This window comes from Actinospica durhamensis (assembly GCF_018139695.1).
Taxonomy (GTDB): Bacteria; Actinomycetota; Actinomycetes; order Streptomycetales; family Catenulisporaceae; genus Actinospica; species Actinospica durhamensis.
In genome coordinates, this window is record NZ_JAGSOG010000028.1 from 1 (window position 1) to 15,808 (window position 15,808).

Annotated in this window: 11 protein-coding genes and 1 rRNA gene; 3 read left to right on the forward strand and 9 right to left on the reverse strand. The window is 69.6% G+C overall.

Features of this window, described 5'->3' with window-relative positions:
* Together KDL01_RS08665 and KDL01_RS08670 are read right to left on the reverse strand one after the other, a co-directional pair.
* Positions 1-60, reverse strand: a 16S ribosomal RNA gene (locus tag KDL01_RS08665); the annotation flags it as partial.
* Between the two features lie 539 nt (positions 61-599).
* Complete coding sequence (locus tag KDL01_RS08670; RefSeq protein WP_307846193.1) at positions 600-3,422, reverse strand: PKD domain-containing protein; 2,823 nt, start codon at positions 3,420-3,422, stop codon at positions 600-602.
* 255 nt (positions 3,423-3,677) lie between these two features.
* On the opposite strand from KDL01_RS08670, the gene KDL01_RS08675 reads away from it, so the two are divergent.
* Positions 3,678-6,491 (forward strand): PKD domain-containing protein, encoded by a 2,814-nt coding sequence (locus KDL01_RS08675; RefSeq protein WP_212527858.1) that lies wholly within the window; start codon positions 3,678-3,680, stop codon positions 6,489-6,491.
* An 85-nt stretch (positions 6,492-6,576) separates the two neighbouring features.
* Here KDL01_RS08675 and KDL01_RS08680 read toward each other — a convergent pair whose 3' ends face one another.
* Positions 6,577-7,029: a MarR family winged helix-turn-helix transcriptional regulator gene (locus tag KDL01_RS08680; RefSeq protein ID WP_212527859.1), complete on the reverse strand. Its 453-nt coding sequence runs from the start codon at positions 7,027-7,029 to the stop codon at positions 6,577-6,579.
* Between the two features lie 59 nt (positions 7,030-7,088).
* On the opposite strand from KDL01_RS08680, the gene KDL01_RS08685 reads away from it, so the two are divergent.
* Positions 7,089-8,537: a DHA2 family efflux MFS transporter permease subunit gene (locus KDL01_RS08685; protein WP_212527860.1), complete on the forward strand. Its 1,449-nt coding sequence runs from the start codon at positions 7,089-7,091 to the stop codon at positions 8,535-8,537.
* A gap of 6 nt (positions 8,538-8,543) precedes the next feature.
* On the opposite strand, the gene KDL01_RS08690 is transcribed toward KDL01_RS08685, so the two are convergent.
* A complete protein-coding gene (locus KDL01_RS08690) occupies positions 8,544-9,422 on the reverse strand; it encodes a helix-turn-helix transcriptional regulator (RefSeq protein ID WP_212527861.1) in 879 nt (292 codons plus the stop codon).
* Between the two features lie 156 nt (positions 9,423-9,578).
* On the opposite strand from KDL01_RS08690, the gene KDL01_RS08695 reads away from it, so the two are divergent.
* Positions 9,579-10,268 (forward strand): YbhB/YbcL family Raf kinase inhibitor-like protein, encoded by a 690-nt coding sequence (locus KDL01_RS08695; protein WP_212527862.1) that lies wholly within the window; start codon positions 9,579-9,581, stop codon positions 10,266-10,268.
* Positions 10,269-10,319: 51 nt separating this feature from the next.
* Here KDL01_RS08695 and KDL01_RS08700 read toward each other — a convergent pair whose 3' ends face one another.
* From KDL01_RS08700 to KDL01_RS08720, 5 genes are all read right to left on the reverse strand, one after another.
* Positions 10,320-11,012 carry a maleylpyruvate isomerase N-terminal domain-containing protein gene (locus KDL01_RS08700; RefSeq protein WP_212527863.1) on the reverse strand — a complete coding sequence of 231 codons (693 nt, stop codon included), beginning with the start codon at positions 11,010-11,012 and terminating at the stop codon, positions 10,320-10,322.
* Positions 11,002-12,594: a leucyl aminopeptidase family protein gene (locus KDL01_RS08705; RefSeq protein ID WP_212527864.1), complete on the reverse strand. Its 1,593-nt coding sequence runs from the start codon at positions 12,592-12,594 to the stop codon at positions 11,002-11,004. Before KDL01_RS08705 ends, KDL01_RS08700 begins: the two co-directional genes overlap by 11 nt.
* Before the next feature lie 50 nt (positions 12,595-12,644).
* A complete protein-coding gene (locus KDL01_RS08710; protein WP_212527865.1) occupies positions 12,645-13,772 on the reverse strand; it encodes an MFS transporter in 1,128 nt (375 codons plus the stop codon).
* Between the two features lie 118 nt (positions 13,773-13,890).
* Positions 13,891-15,093 (reverse strand): endo-1,4-beta-xylanase, encoded by a 1,203-nt coding sequence (locus KDL01_RS08715; RefSeq protein ID WP_212527866.1) that lies wholly within the window; start codon positions 15,091-15,093, stop codon positions 13,891-13,893.
* A 183-nt stretch (positions 15,094-15,276) separates the two neighbouring features.
* A complete protein-coding gene (locus KDL01_RS08720) occupies positions 15,277-15,735 on the reverse strand; it encodes a hypothetical protein (RefSeq protein ID WP_212527867.1) in 459 nt (152 codons plus the stop codon).
* Positions 15,736-15,808: the final 73 nt, after the last annotated feature.

Consider the following 15,808-nt stretch of genomic DNA (forward strand, 5'->3'; position numbering starts at 1 on the left):
TTGCATGTGTTAAGCACGCCGCCAGCGTTCGTCCTGAGCCAGGATCAAACTCTCCAAAAAGAATTCAATGACCTGGCTAAACATCCCGACGGGGGTCGGGATAATAGCCAATCAAACAATTGGCATCAACGATTCAATATGACACGCTATTGAGTTCTCAAGAAACAGCCACACACCAGGTAATTCTCCGAGATCTTTTGTTTTTCTCGGCGTTTCCCTTGCGGTGATCTCTACTTTAGCAGAGTCTCAGCGGCCCGATTCTCACCGGTCCCGCCCCGCGCCCTACCAGCGCGGTGACGCCACACACCGCTTGACCCGTTTCCGGGCTTCAGGGGGTTTCAGGCGACTCGGTGAACATTAGGCCTCCGGCCGAGCGGAGTCAAATCGGCTAGCCAGAGCCCTGATTTATCCCGCCGGCGGCCCTCTGACCAGGCCGAATCCAAGCTTGCGGCCCGGGCCGTTCATCAGGGGCGGGGCCGGTTCCGACCGACGTGACGGAGTCGAGCGCGTTGTACACAGCCTGTGGAGCGGCTGCTTGGAATGGGAAGCAGCCGCGTTGATGCCGACCGGCCGGCCGGCATCTCCGGTTCCCACCGGACTCAACTCGCGAAGTAGCCGAACACGTCCAGGATCACGTCTCCGGTTCCGGAGGACTGGTTGCGGATGTCGATCTGCTGTGCCGGCCCGCTGGTGGCCAGCAGGCTCATGCCCGCGACGGTCTGGCCTTCGAGGTAGTTGAGGTTGGAGACGCCGGGCCGCACCGAGGACGCGCCGTAGGCGATGAGGTAGCCGTTGGCGGTGACGTCGGTGACGGTGATGTTCGTGATCAGCGTCGCGCTGTCCGGGAACTGCTGCACGCCGCTCGTGTCCTGATCCACGGCGAGGTCGTACGAGGTGTCGCCGCCGGCCGTCAACGCCGTGCCGTTCTTCCGCGAGTCCCAGCTGCGATACGGGGCCACCGGCATGTAGGCCTCGGTCGAGCCGGCGGAGAAGTATCCGGCCACGTCGCCGATGAGGTCGACGGAGCCGGTGCCGCCACCGTTATAGAGCTCGATCTTGCCGTCGGCGGCCACGGGGACGATGACCGTGTTGGAGACGGTCTGGCCCTTGAGGTAGTTCAGGATCGAGGTGGTCGGGGTGCCGGCGCCGTCGGGTTCGGCCGCGATCCAGCCGTTGCCGGTGGTGTCGGTGACCGTGACGTGCACCGCGACGGCGATGGCCCCCGCCGGGATCCCGAGCGCGCCGACCGAGATGCCGTGATCCGGCGCGACCTTGCCGGTCGGCACACCGACGTTGTGCCGAGTGTCGAGCACACGCGCGGGTCCCACGGGGCTGTAGTCGTCGCCCGCGGTGTGCGTGAAGTACCCGGAGACATCCGCGATCAGGTCGACACTGCCGCCGGCGGGTCCGGCGTCGTGCAGCTCGATCTGCCCGTCCGAGCCGACCGGGACGATCACATAGTTCGTCACGGTCTGACCGGCCAGGTAGTTGAGGTTGGAGACCGACGCGCTCGCGCCGGAGGGAGTGACGCTGATGTATCCGTTGCCCGCCGTGTCGGTGACCGTGACGTTCAGAGCCACGGCGGTGGCGTCCGAGGGGATCGATCCGTTGCCCGCGATCTTCAGCGCGACGGAGTGGTTCACGGCGACTTTCACCTCAGGCGCTCCGGTGCCGTGGCGGGTGTCGAGCAGCCGGACCGGCCCGACCGGCGTGTAGGCGCTGCCCTGGGTGGTGAACTGCTGGGTGACCGAGCCGTGGTCGCCGTTGACGTTGTCGACCGTGAGGGTCACCGGGTAGGTCCCCGGCTTCGCGTACGTGTGGACGACCGCTCCGTTGGCGGCGGGCGCCGAGTACCCGTCGCCGAAGGCGATGGTCGCATCCGTCAGTTGCCAGGCACTCGTGATCGTGGCTACCGCGGAGATTGCCTGGGTGCCGCTCGCGGATGTCGAGAGTTGATAGGTGAAGGGCACGTCGGGGCTGATGACGAACCGGGCGCGGCTGCTGCTGCTTCCACCGAAGCTGCTGGTCACCTTCTCGGTGAGGGTATAGGTGCCGGGCTTGGTGTAGGTGTGGATGGCAGTCGGGGCGGCACCGTCCACGACCGTCCCGTCACCGAAGTCGAACGCGTAGTCGAAGGTCGCGGAGCCCCAGGAGCTCGACGCGGTTCCGGCGTTCGCCGTGAGTGAGGTGCCGATGGGCACGGGGGTCGTCGGCTCGCTGCCCCCGCTGAGGGTGACGGTGTCCAGATACTGGTAGGCGCCGCGGTCGTAGCAGGCGGAGTGGCCGACTCCCGACTCCGTCACGCCTGGAGCGCAGGTCCTCGGTGCGCCGGACGCGTCGGTGGGCAGTTCGCCCGGGGCATCCGAGTTCGCGGAGCTGATCAGCGGCGAGGTCGGGCTCATGATCTGCCCCGCGCCCGGTTCCAACTCGGGGTCCGCGTTCAGATCGGCCGCACCCTGGCCGGTGGCCGCGTTGAGTGCGGCCGCGGTGGCGTAGTTCGCGCCGGCCCACGTATAAGCGTCGACCCCTGTTCCGGGATAGACGTCGTTGTAGTCGAGTACGGCGCCTGCCGTGTCCGCCGTGGAACCCACGACGATGCCCGCGCCGGGTGAGGTGCACCCGGACATGTTCGGGCCGACCACGTTGTTCTCGATGGTGGCGCCGGACGCGGTGCCGTTCGCGTCATCGCCGATGGAGATGCCGGGCGCGCACTGCTCGACGACGGTGTTGCCGGTGATCACGGCACCGCTCGAGCCCATGACCGAGATTCCGCCTCCGTCGCCGGTCTCGGAGCTCACGAAGTCGCTCGTCACGACATCGCCGGACCCGCTCGCGTCGATGGCGATCCCGGGAGTGTGCCAGCCGCCTTCCGCCTCGTCCCGGCTCAACGTGACATGTGACGACGTCCCGTTGACCTGGATCGGTGCGTTGTCGGCACTGCCGCTGCCGGCGATCACTCTGTCGACCGTCACGTCGGAGGAGTCGTCGATGACGATCCCGCTGCGGACTTCCGCGACCGTGAAGCCGTCGATCACGATGTTCGAGGCACCGGAGAGCACGAAGCCGCTGTGCCAGTCCGACCCCGACGTGATCACCGCGCCCCGCAGGCGGCCGATCGACGCTCCGGTCTCGAAGGTGATCGGCGCGCTCGGCGTGCCGGACGCGGAGATGTCGACCTGCTCGAGGTAGCTGCCCGGCATGACCTCCACCGTGTCCCCGGGCACCGACGCGGCGTCGGCCGCGGTCTGAACCGTGCAGAACGGCTCGATCTGCGAACCCGGCCCGGTATCGGAGCACGCCGAGGGATCGCTGTTGTCGACGAAGTAGGTCGTCGGCGTCGAGGACGCGTACGCGGGAGACGGGACCGGACCGGCGACGGCCGCGCAGAGCGCGACCAGGACAGCGATGTGGCGCTTGCGCACCAAGAACCCCCACCGACTACAGGAACCTTTCCAGCCAAGGCTCTGATGCGCACAGCCGTAGGTTCTTCGGCAATGTACCCCGCTCCGACAGTGCACTGCCATAGATAATCGGCGTCTGCGCGGCACCGGCGAGGTGGCCGTTCCACAACTGTGACGCCTGATCGATGGTGCGGCATTCTCGCCGGCACTAGCGTTGATCGTTGCTCTCCGGCCAGCCGGCCCGATGGGCGGACTCGTTCTTGGGGAGGGAACGCGATGCTCAGATGCCGACGCCGCGTGGCGGTCACCACCGCAGCCGTGGTCTGTGCGGGGTCGGCCTTCGGGCCGGTCGCGCTCGCGCAGGCTGATGCGGCAAGCAGCTTCTACGTCGACAACGGTTCCAGCGTGAGCTGCTCGGACACGACGACCTACAGCGCGGTGACGCCGTACTGCACCATCCAGGCCGCGGTGGATGCGGCGACCGAGCCGGGGGACACGGTCGTCGTGAGCCCGGGCACGTATGCGTCTTTCACGGTGACCGCTTCGGGCACGGCCGCCGCGCCGATCACGATCGAGGGCAGCGGCGGGTCGGGCTTTGCGCCGGAGCCGTGGGCGGTCGTGCGCGCGAGCACGTCGTCCGCGGTGACCTTGACCGGCGCGTCCTACGTCGCCGTCCGGGGCCTGCGCATCTTCCAGACGGGGAACCACAGCGGTGTCGCCGTGACCAACGGTACGGGCGATGTGGTGGACAGCGACTTCGTCCAGCAGGCGGGCAGTGATACGGCTCCCGTCGTCTCGATCGGCGCGGGTTCGTCCTCTGCCACGGTGAGCCGGGACGAACTCGACGGCACGACCAAGGGCGGCGGCGTCGGCACTCAGGGCGGGTCGGGCGACGTCATCACGACCGACGTGATCGTCAACAGCAACGGCCCGAGCGTCGCGCTGAACGGCACGACCTCGTCAGATGTCACTGCCAACACGCTCAACCAGTACTGCGGCACCGGGATCGACGTCACGAACGGCTCGACCTCGGCCTCGGTCGAGAACAACGTCGTGGAGGGCATGTCCGTGAACCCTTCGGTCTGTGGCAGCACGGCCGCCGCCGAGGCGCAGCTGCAGGTTGACGCGGCCTCTGTCACGGGAACGAGCGCCGACTACAACGTGTCGGAGAACGAGGGCTCGAGTTACCCCAACGTCTACTCCTGGGACGGCCACTACTACACGACGGCGGCCGCCTTCGAGGCGGCGACCGGCCAGGGCGCGCACGACGTCAGCGGCGCCCCGGTCATCGACAGCGCGAACTCCGACGCGCCCGGTGAGCTGTCCACGGACCTCTACGGCAATGCCCGCGTCGACGATCCCGACGTCGCGAACACCGGAGCGGGCACCTTCAGCTACTACGACCGCGGAGCGATCGAGGAGGTCGACCCCGTCACCATCGCGGCGGTGAACCTGCCGACCCAGGCGCCCGCCGGCAAGCCCGGTATGTATGAGACTCAGGTCTCGGACGGCTGGGGCAACTCCTTCACCTGCGCGTACACCTTCGGGGACGGAAGCGCACCGGTCTCGGTCACGCCTGACAGCTCAGGAAACTGCAACACGGTGTACGCCTACACGAGCACCGGCAGCTACCAGGCGCAGCTCGCCGTCATCTCCAGCGACGGGAATGTCAGCACCAAGAAGTTCACCGTCTCGGTCGTCGCCGACTCCTCGCCGCTGACGCCTGTCGCCGCCGTGACCGCCAGCGGAGCGCTGGGGGTCGCGGTCGACGCCTCGCAGACCACGGACAGCTGGAACCTCGCGCTCTGCTCCTTCGACTTCGGGGACGGAAGCACGCCGGTCATCACGTCCGGCAGCACCTGCGCCGCCACTCACACGTACGCCAAGGCCGGCACCTACCCGGTCATCACGACGGTGCGGGACTCCGGCGAAATACAGCAGTCGGTGACCCACGTCTTCACCACCGCGGGTTCCTCCTACACCCCGGTCACCCCGGCCCGGATCCTCGACACCCGCAACGGCACCGGCGTCGCCGCGGCGGGACCCGTCGCTCCGGGCGGAATCGTCAGGCTGAAGATCGCAGGGGTCGACGGCCTTCCGCCGACCGGGGTCAGCGCCGTCGCGCTCAACGTCACGGCCACCGAGGCCACCAAGCTCGGCGTCATCACGGCCTACCCGGACGGTCAGTCCGAGCCGGACGTCTCGAACGTCGACTTCAAGGCCGGCCAGAACGTGGCCAACACCGTGATCGTGGCGGTCGGCGCCGACGGGTACGTGGACCTGGCCAACGCGAGCTCCGGGACGACGCACTTCATCGCCGACCTCCAGGGCTACTACTGGGCGAACGGCAGCTCCGGCTACCAGACCATCACCCCGATCCGCCTACTCGACACCCGCACGACCGCGGCCATTCCCGCAGGCCACACCGTCAAGGTCGACCTCAGCTCGTACCCCGGCATCTCCGCCGCGATGCTGAATCTGACCGTGGTCGATGCGACCGGCAACGGCTTCATCACCGTGTCGCCGGACGGCGGAGCGGCCCCGACCACCTCGAACGTGAACTACCTGGCCGGACAGACCGTGCCCAATGAGGCGGTCGTGGCAGTAGGCGCGGACGACTACGTCGACGTCACCAACTCGGGCAAGGGGCAGGCGGAAGTCGTCGTCGACCTCGACGGCTTCTTCACGACCGGCACCGGCAGCGCTTTCGTCCCGGTGGATCCCGCCCGGTATCTCGACACGCGACCCGGGGCCGGGCTCTCGATCAACGAGACGTTCGACGTGGGGATCGGCGGGGTCTGCCCGCCCAATCCCTCCTGCACCGGCGCTCCGGCGGTTCCGACGGGTGCGAGGGCCGTCGCCGCCAACCTGACCGTGGTCTCGCCGACGGCGAACGGCTTCATCACCGTGTTCCCCGCCAACGTCACCACCGCCCCCAACGCGTCGGTGCTCAACTTCCTCACCGGCCAGCAGACGCAGAACGCGATCACCGTGGGCCTCGACCCCACCTACGGCAGGTTCGCCGTCCACAACGCCAGCCTCGGCAACACCGAGACGATCGTGGACGTCTTCGGCTACTACGGCGACTGACTCGCCCGACACCAGGCACTCTCGAACAGCCCGGCCCCGCACGGTTCGTCCGTGCGGGGCCGGGCTGTTCGAGGGCTGCAAACCGCTACACCTGTGCGACCGCGTCGCGGACCTTCCCCAGCAGTGCGCGCAACTGCTCGCGCTCTTGCGCGCTGAGCATGCCCGTGGCCTCGGCGAGGGCTTGGGTGTCGATCGCCTCCGCCTCTTCATAGCGTGCGCGCCCGGTCTCGGTCAGCGTGAGCAGGAACGCCCGGCGGTCGTCGAGGTGCCGTACGCGCTCCACCAGGCCGTCCTGTTCCAGGCTGTCGACGATCGTCGTGGTCGTGCGCGCCGCGATGCCCAGCATCTCGCTCAGGTCGCGCATGCGCAGCGGCTCGCCCTCGCGGGCCAACATGCGCAGCGCGCGAAGCCGGGCCACCGACGCGCCCATCGGGCGCAGCCTGCTCTCCGCGAAGGAACGCAACATCACCGTGGTGTCGAAGAGTTCGTCCACCAGGGCGTCGCTGCTCCCATGACTCCCCTGACGTTGACGTGCCATCCCGCGCCGCTCCCTCGATCAATTTCTGAGCTCGCTCATAGTGAGTATACTCAGTAACTATGTCCGTCCAGTCCACCTTGCCACTGCGCACACCGCCACTCCGTACGCCGAGCCCGCTGCGCAACCAGCGGGTCGTGGTCCCGATCATGGCGGTCTTCACCGTGTTCATGGTGATTGTGGACGGTGGGATCACCACTGTGGCGCTTCCGGCGCTCGCGCGTCAGTTCCACCTCTCGCCCGCGGGCCTGGACAGTGTCGTCGTGGTCTATCCGGTCTGCCTCGGCATGGTGATCCCCGCCTCCGCCTGGCTGCTCGAACGCCACGACGGGCGACGGGTGCTGCTGCTCGGGCTGAGCGTGTTCACCCTCGCCTCCGGGCTGTGCGGCGCCGCGCAGAACCTGCCGGAACTGGTTCTTTTCCGTGCTCTGCAAGGACTGGCGGCCGGGGCGCTGACACCCGTCTCGCAGGGGCTGATGCTGCGGACCTTCAGCCAGCACGAGCAGATACGGCTGTCCCGCTACATGATCATCCCGCAGCAGCTGGCCCCGGCGATCGCGCCGCTGCTCGGCGGTTCGCTCATCGTGGCGTTCAGCTGGCGCTGGGTCTTCTTCGTGAACGTGCCCGTCGGTGTCGCAGCCGTCGTGTTCGGATGTTTCTTCCTCAGCGAGCACCGCGAGGACCGGGCGACGCGGCTGGACCTGGCCGGTCTGCTGCTCAGCGCCACCGGCATGGGTGCCCTGATGTACGGCGTGTGTGCCGGTCCGGATCGCGGGTGGACCACGCCGCTCGTTCTCGTCTCGCTGGTGGTCGGCGCGGCGCTGCTCGGCGTCGCCATATGCCACCAGCTGCGCACCGATCAGCCCGCGCTCCGGCTGCGGCTGTTCACCGACCGGCTGTTCCGCAAGGCCTGCCTGATCAATCTCGTTGGGCTCACCCCCACGATGGGCGCGATGTACCTGGTGCCGCTGTTTCTGCAGCAGGCGCAGGGGCGCGACGCCTTCACCTCCGGCAGCACGACCTTCACCGAGGCCTTCGGCGTGCTGCTGACGATGCAGCTGGTCGGAGTCCTCTACCAGCGGGTCGGGCCCGGACCGATCGTCGGCACCGGGCTGCTCGGCGTGACCGCCGTCAATCTCCTGCTCGCGACCTGCGGCCTGCACACCCCGCTGTGGACGATTCGCTTCTACATGCTCCTGCTCGGCGTCACGATGGGCGCCTTCTTCATACCGGTCGGCCTCGCCTCGATCACCACGCTCGACCGCGGTTCCGACTCGGCGCAGGCCGCGACCCTCGGCTCAGTCGTCCGACAGACCGGCAACGCATTGGCGCCGACCGTGGTGACCGCCGCTCTCGTCATGAATTCCGGGCACCGAGCCGCGGCCGCCACCACGTTGCCGTCTACGAGCGCCTACCAGGACGCATTCCTCGTACTGGCCGGGCTCGCGCTGCTCACCGCGCTCTACTCGTTCACTCTCGGCCGCACGCACCGGCCGCGCGAGCACGGCTGACGATCGTCAGGCCGCTGCCAGGGCCCGGACGCCGTCGGCGGCGGTGCGGCGGGTGCGGTGCGCGATCAGGGACCTGATCGCGTCGGCGGTGGAGTCGTCGACGGGGGTCAGCGTGACGAGGCGCAGGCCTTGCTCGGCTGCGGAGAGGTAGTCGTAGTAGACGGTGAGCCTTCCGGCGTCGGGGTGGGCGAGGCGCTTGACGCCGTGAGCCCGCTCCTCGACGGTGTGGTCGTCCCACCAGCGACGGAATGCGGCGTGGGTACGGAGGTCGGCGACCAGGGCGACGAGGTCGGAGTCATCGGGGAATCTGGCCAGGTCGGCGCGGAGGTTGCCGACGGTTTCCCGGGCCACTCGCTCCCAGTCGAGTTGCATGGCCTGCACCCGCGGGTCGTCGAACAGCACGGATGCCGCGTTGGGCCAGGTTTCGGTGCCGAACTCCTCGCCGAACAGTGCCGCGGCCGCGTCGTTGCGGGCGACGATGTGGAAGCGGCGGTCGATGACGTAAGCCGGGATGAGCGGCATGCCGCGTAGCAGCAGGCTGAGCGACCTGGGCAGTTCCACGGCGGCTTCGTGCCGTTTCAGCGGATACTCGCGCCTGGCCAGCAGGTGCAGGTGCTCGCGTTCGGCAAGGGACAGCCTCAGGGCACGCGCGATGCCGTCGAGCACGGCGGCGCCCGGAGTCCCGGCGCGGCCCTGCTCGAGGCGGATGTACCAGTCGATGCTCACGCAGGCGAGTTCGGCGACCTCCTGCCGACGCAGTCCGGGGGTGCGACGGACGCCGCGGCCGGGCAGGCCGACGTCCTGGGGCGCCAGCCGCTCCCGCATCGCCCGCAGGAAGCGGCCCAACTCGCCACGCCGGTCCTGTTCCTCTCCGGTCCCCGTCATGTCCCGAGCATGCGCGATCTTGCGCTTTCCCGTCCACCTCGGAGGGTGGCACTGGGCATACCAGGGTGCGCGCGATCTCCCTGGCCTGGACCGACTCCGCGACGGTTGTCTCACCAAGGTTGTCTCACCAACCCAGCAACTCGCACGGAGTGAATCATGAAGAAGTCCACCAGGTCCGAGAAGTCCGCCTTCGCTTCCTCTAAGCGTGCCCTGCTGATCGCCGGAGCCGGGAGCGCGCTGGCGGTCGGGACGGTCACGGCGTCGGCCAGTGCGGCGCCTGCCGGGCCGGGTACGCGGGCCGCCTCGGCCAAGTCCGCGGCGTCGAGCAATGACGGCGGTTACGGCTACACCGTCGTCCGCAGCGGCATCCCCGACGACGCCACGCACTTCACGGTCAGCAGTCCACAGATCCGCGACGGCGCTTTCCCGGCCTCCGCGTGGGCCGACGCGTTCGGGTGCTCGGGGGCGAACCAGCAGTTCACCCTGGACTGGCACGGCGCTCCGGCCGACGCGAAGAGCTTCGCGGTGACGATGTACGACCCTGACGCGCCGACGGGCAGCGGGTTCTGGCACTGGCTGGAGTGGGACATCCCGTCGCACAGCAGTCAGCTGACCTCGACGGCCCCCGCGGGCGCGGTCGTCGGGACGGATGACGCCGGGGTCACCGGATACCTGGGACCGTGCCCGCCGGCCGGCGACATCGCCCACCACTACACGATCACCGTCTACGCGCTGGACGTCGCCAGCCTGGACCTGCCGGCCTCCACTCCGGCCGCGGTCACGGTGTTCACGATGAGCAGCCACATCGTCGGGTACGCCCGCATGGTCGTGGACGCCAGTCGCTGACCGCGAGAGGCACGACGGGGCCCGCACTCGTACAGAGTGCGGGCCCACTCGCTATCCCAGTGCCAGCCAACGGATGCCGATGCGCTCGAGCTGGGTCCGGTCCTGTTCGGTCATCGGGATGCGGCCGGTGACCTTGGCGATGAAGAACGCGGGTTCCCAGGCCAGAGCGGCCAACTGCGCCGCCGCGTCCTCGCCGGCGAGCAGTGTCGTGATCACGTCGGCCGCCTCGTGCGTCAGCCAGGGGTCGCTGCCGAGCGCGGCGGCCAGATCCATGCCGTGTACGCCCACTTCCACCACGCGCGTGACGAGGAAGTCGTCGAGCAGCATGGGATCGCCGTGGCGGGTGCGCACGACGCGGTCCTGCGGCTCGGCCGCGCACAGGTCGGCGACGCGGCGCCACTGCTGCGCGAACAGAGCCAGCACTCCCGCTCCGCTCTCGGCCTGGGCGGAGTACTCGCGGGCGAGTTCGATGCGGCGGTTGTTCGTCTCCGGCGAGAAACGGGGGTCGGGGCGGTAGTACTCCGCCGCGCCCACGGTCGCGTGCGCCGGGGCCTGCTCGGCGAGCATGCCGGGGAGCCAGGTGACGGTGACGGCGATGTGGCCGAGCAGTTCCCGGACGGTCCAGGGGGTGCAGGCGGTAGGAAGAGACCAGCGCTCCGCCGAGGATCCGGCCGACCTGTCCAGCTCCGCCGTCAACCGCTCGGCTTCGGTACTGAACGCTCCCAGGATTTGATCACGCCTCATGCTCCGGACGATACGGGAACCCCAGCGCGAGGTGCGCGAGCAGCCGGGCGCCGAAGCCGGTGCAGCCACGGGGGCGCCAGGCGGTGGCGCGGTCGTTCTGGGCGGGCCCCGCGATGTCCAGGTGCGCCCACGGGACGCCGCCGGTGAAGTGGCGCAGGAAGAGCGCGGCGTGGATGGCGGCGCCGTTCAGGCCGCCGATGTTCTTGATGTCGGCGATGTCGGAATCCAGCTCGGGCCGGTAGATCTCGGCCAGGGGCAGCTGCCAGACCGGCTCGTCGGTCTGTTCGGAGGCGCCCTTGATCAGGTCGAGCAGCTGCCGGTCGTCGCCGAACATGCCCGCGATCCGGGGGCCGAGGGCGCGCAGGCAGGCACCGGTCAGGGTGGCGATGTCGACGAGCGCGTCGACCGGTTCGTCCCTGGCCAGGACCAGGGCGTCGGCCATGACCAGGCGGCCCTCGGCGTCGGTGTTGAGGACCTCCACGGTGCCGCCGCCGTAGATGGTCAGCACGTCGCCGAGGCGGGTCGCGGTGCCCGAGGGCATGTTGTCCGTGCACATCAGATAGCCCGTCACCTCGTTCCGGCAGCCGAGGTCGCGCAGCACCGCCATGGCGGCCAGGATCGCGGCCGCGCCGGACATGTCGTTCTTCATGGTCGCGTGCACGGCGTCGCTGGGCTTGAGGCTGATGCCGCCGGAGTCGTACATGACGCCCTTGCCGATCAGGGCGAGCCGGCCGGGCCGGGTGTCGGCGGACTCCTCCGTGCCGCCGGCCGGAGGCCGATAACGAAGCCTGATCATCCGGGCCGGTTCGGCGCTGCCCGCGTTGACGCCGAGCAGCCCGCCGCAGCCGAGCGCCTTGAGCTGGTCCTGGTCGAAGACCTCTGCTTCGAGCCCGGTGGACGCGGCGAGGCGGGTGGCGCAGGTGGCCATGGCCGAGGCGGTGAGTTTGTTGGCCGGGCAGTTGGCCAGGTCCCGGGCGAGCATGGTGCAGCGGGCGAGCAGCAGTCCGCGGGCCGCTCCGCTCGCGGCGGCCGCCTCCTCGCCTTCGGGCACGAGCAGCGTCAGGAACCCGACGGGCACGAGTGTGGAGTGGGTCTTGAGCGGCTCGTAGCCGTAACGGGCCAGCAGCACGCCTTCCACCACCACCTGCGCGACCGTCTCGAGCGGCAGCGGGGAACGCGGCAGGGCGAGGGTGACGGCGGAGTCGCCCCTGACCGCGAGGGCGTAGGCGGCGGCCGCGTCGCGCAGTTCGGCCGGGTGCTTCGCCTCGCCGACGCCGTAGTACACGGCCCGCGCGATGCCGGAGCCGGGCAGCGCCGCGGAGAGCGTCTGGCCGAGCGCGCCGGTCAGGCCCGCGGCGGCTAGGGCGTCCCGGCCGAGTCCGGGCACGCGTGCGACGGCGTCGCCGTCCCCGTCCCCGTCTCCGTCAACCGCCTCCGCTCCGTTGCTCAGGCCGACCGGAACGCCGAGCGGCTCGCCCTCGGCGACGTCCGGCCAGGCGTCCGGCGCGGCGGCGCGGACGTTGACGGTGGGTTCCCGGGTCCATGAGGGCACCGGGTCGAAGACGGTGTGCGCGGCGACCACGAGGTCAGCATGACGGGACGTCACAAAATGCCGCCGCTGACACGCCCGGCTCAGAGCCCGCTTTGGTCCGCCCGGGCTACCGCGTAGCGGGCGACCGAGAACACGGCGACGAGCAGGCCGAGCGCGGCGAGCACGGCTCCGGTCAGGGCGGTGTCCCTGATCCCGGCACGGGCGACGGTCGCGGCGCCGAGGGCGGAGCCGAGCCCGATGCCGACGTTGAAGGCGACGGCGTTGCCGGCCCCGGCGATCTCGATGCTGCCGGGCGCGATGCGCATGACCCGGTTGCTGAGCACCGGGATCGAGGAGCCGATGGCCACGCCGGTCAGCACGAGCAGCGCCACGGCGGCCGCGGCCTGGTCGCCGAAGAGGTAGAGCCCGACCAGGCTGACCGGGAACAGCGTCACCGTCGCGAGGACGCCGAGGCGCTCGTGGCGGTCGCTGAGGTAGCCGCCGGCCAGGGTGCCGCCGAGGTCGCCGATGCCTCGGACGATCAGGATCGGGCTGATCGCGGCGGCCGGGAGCGCGGCGACGGCGGTGAGGAACGAGGCGGTGTAGGTGAACACGGCGTAGAGCCCGGCCGTGGTCAGCGCGGTGATCACGAGCACCTGCACGTACTGGGCGCGGCTCGGGTGGCTGCCGCGTTCGCTGTGTCCGGCGTGCGCGGGTGCGGCGGGGACCGCGAAGAACGCGGCGGCCAGCGCGATCAGTTCGAGCCCCGCGATGGTGGCGAAGGCGAAGCGCCAGCCGGCCTGCTGCCCGATCCAGGTGCCGAGCGGCACGCCCAGCATGGGGCCGAGGGAGCCGCCGGTGAAGACCACGGCGGTGGCCTGGCCGCGCCGCTCGAGCGGGAAAAGGCCCGCCGCGAGGGGCGCGACGACCGGCCAGAACATCGCCTGCGCCAACGCCGTGACCACACGGGCGCCGAACAGCGCGGCGTAGCCCGGGGCGAGCGCGGAGCCGAAGGTGGAGACGATCAGGATGGCCAGCAGGGTGAGGATGAGCGGGCGCCGCGGCAGACGCGTGGCCACCAGGGTCAGCGGCATCGTGGCCAGCACCACGGTCGTGCCGTAGGCCGTCACGAGGAGTCCGGCGCGGGCCGGCGAGACGTGCAGGCCCGCCTCGAGCAGCGGCAGCACACCCACCGGCAGCGTCTCGACGGCGGTGAATCCGAAGGCCACGAGGGCCAGCGAGGCGAGCGCGACGGCGGCGTGGCTGAGCCGGCCCGGGCCGTTTCCGACCCGGGCCGTGCTCGCTGTCTCGGTCTCGATCAGGGGGTGCCCCGGTGGATCAGGACCCTCAGTTTCCGCTGTTGCGGCGCGGCGCGCCGAAGGCGGCGAGCTGCAGGTTGCTCTGGAGGTCGGTGTAGGCGGGCTTGGGGTTGAGGTTGACGTCGTACAGGCACGCCGCGCCTTCGCCGCTGAACGTACCAGGGACCCAGGAGTCCGCGTCGCAGAAGCCCCAGACGGTGAAGGAGATGCAGTCCGGCGACGACAGCGCGGCCTGGAGCATGCCCGCCCACCAGTTCGCCTGCGCCCACGGGGCGAGGCGGTCGGTGGGCACCTGGGTCGTGGGGCCGTCCACGAAGGTGCGCACGTCGGCCTCGGTGATGGCGGTCTTCAGGCCCAGATCGGCGTACGCCCTGAGGTCGTCGGCCATGGACGTCGGGAAGCCGTACTGGGTGTCGAGGTGTGCCTGGCTTCCGATGGCGTGCACCGGAACGCCCTGGGAGAGCGCCTTCTGCGCCCAGGCGTGGACCGCGTCGAACTTGGCGTTCGTGCCATCCTCGCCGGTGATGTTGTAGTCGTTGATGACCAGCAGCGCGTGCGGGTCGGCCTCGTGGGCCCAGCGGAAGGCGTCGTAGACGATGCCCTCGCCGAGGTTCTGGATCCAGAAGTCGGTGCTGACCAGACCATTGGCCGTGGGGGTGTCCCAGGAGTTGGCGAATACCTCGTTGACCACGTCCCACTGCCAGATCTTGCCCCGGTAGCGGCCGACCTCGGTGTAGATGTGATTCTTGAGCAGGCCGGCCAGCTCGGTGGCGCTGATGGAGCCGTTGGCCACGCCGTCGGTGAGCCAGTTCGGCAGCTGGTTGTGCCACATGAGCGTGTGGCCGCGCACGAGCTGGCCGTTGGCCTGCGCGAAGGCCACCAGGTTGTCCGCTCCGGACCAGTCGTAGACCCCTTGCTCGGGCTCGACCACCTGCCACTTCATCTCGTTGCCCGGGGTGACCACGGAGAACTGCTGAGCCGCGATCTGGGCGTAGGCGGGAGTGTCGAGATCAGACGGGATCAGGGCACTGCCGAAGCGCAGACCCACCTTGGCGGCGAGTGCGCGCAGGGAGTCGGCGGGGATCGAGCCGGCGGCGGCGGTCGCGCTGCCCGCCGAGTTCGCCTTCGCTGCGGCGCCGGCGCTGCCGGTGGCGGCCTGGGCGGCGGACGGGGCGAGGATCGGGGTGGCGAGCGCACCGGCGCCCAGCGCGAGGAAACCACGTCGCTTCATTGCGTATTGCCTCCTCTTTCCCTATCCGGGTCAGAAGTCGGATAGGTGAAAACGAAAGTTTCGACAGATCTGTCGGTCGAGCGAGGCCAAACTAGGCGCGAAACGACGGGGTGTCAACGGTTACAGCCACCCGCGGCAGTGAAATATCGCAGGTGGCTGCAAAGAACGCTGGTCGAATCAGAGTCAGACTTCATCCGAAACTTTCGCGATCCTGGCGCCGCAGAGCGGGCCGAGGAACACGGCCGCGTAGGTGAGGTAGATCCACGGGAACTGACTGACGTAGAAGTCGTACGGGCTCAGCGACATCGGGTTGTGGATGAGCACGAAGCCGACGAAGTCCACCGGCAGCGCCAGGCACAGCCACAGCCGGCCGAGCGCGAAGGCCTGACGCCGGTCGCCGCGGCGCAGGTAGAGCAGGGCGAAGGCGCTCCAGACGGCCAGGTTCAGCAGCGGGTAGAACTTCTGCGCGAGCACGTAGGTGGGATCGTGGAACGGGTTGCCGCTGACGAGCGGCTTGTGCAGCAACTCCGCGAGCGCCCAGTAGAACAGGGGGCACACGACGGTCACCGCGGCGTAGGCGCCCGCGAAGGTGCCCACCGCGCGGCCTCGGCGCAACGGCGGGCGGGATTCGGGAACGGACATGAGGCCACCTGTTCGGTCGGTCGGCGCCCGGTCGGTCGACCGGGCTCGCCTCCCAGCGTCGCGGCCGCGCGGG

What these genes read in the sequence shown, in the direction of transcription:
- KDL01_RS08675 (WP_212527858.1), top strand. Translation starts at nt 3,678, where the DNA reads ATGCTCAGATGCCGACGCCGCGTGGCGGTCACCACCGCAGCCGTGGTC.
- KDL01_RS08680 (WP_212527859.1), bottom strand. Translation starts at nt 7,029, where the DNA reads ATGGCACGTCAACGTCAGGGGAGTCATGGGAGCAGCGACGCCCTGGTG.
- KDL01_RS08685 (WP_212527860.1), top strand. Translation starts at nt 7,089, where the DNA reads ATGTCCGTCCAGTCCACCTTGCCACTGCGCACACCGCCACTCCGTACG.
- KDL01_RS08690 (WP_212527861.1), bottom strand. Translation starts at nt 9,422, where the DNA reads ATGACGGGGACCGGAGAGGAACAGGACCGGCGTGGCGAGTTGGGCCGC.
- KDL01_RS08695 (WP_212527862.1), top strand. Translation starts at nt 9,579, where the DNA reads ATGAAGAAGTCCACCAGGTCCGAGAAGTCCGCCTTCGCTTCCTCTAAG.
- KDL01_RS08700 (WP_212527863.1), bottom strand. Translation starts at nt 11,012, where the DNA reads ATGAGGCGTGATCAAATCCTGGGAGCGTTCAGTACCGAAGCCGAGCGG.
- KDL01_RS08715 (WP_212527866.1), bottom strand. Translation starts at nt 15,093, where the DNA reads ATGAAGCGACGTGGTTTCCTCGCGCTGGGCGCCGGTGCGCTCGCCACC.
- KDL01_RS08720 (WP_212527867.1), bottom strand. Translation starts at nt 15,735, where the DNA reads ATGTCCGTTCCCGAATCCCGCCCGCCGTTGCGCCGAGGCCGCGCGGTG.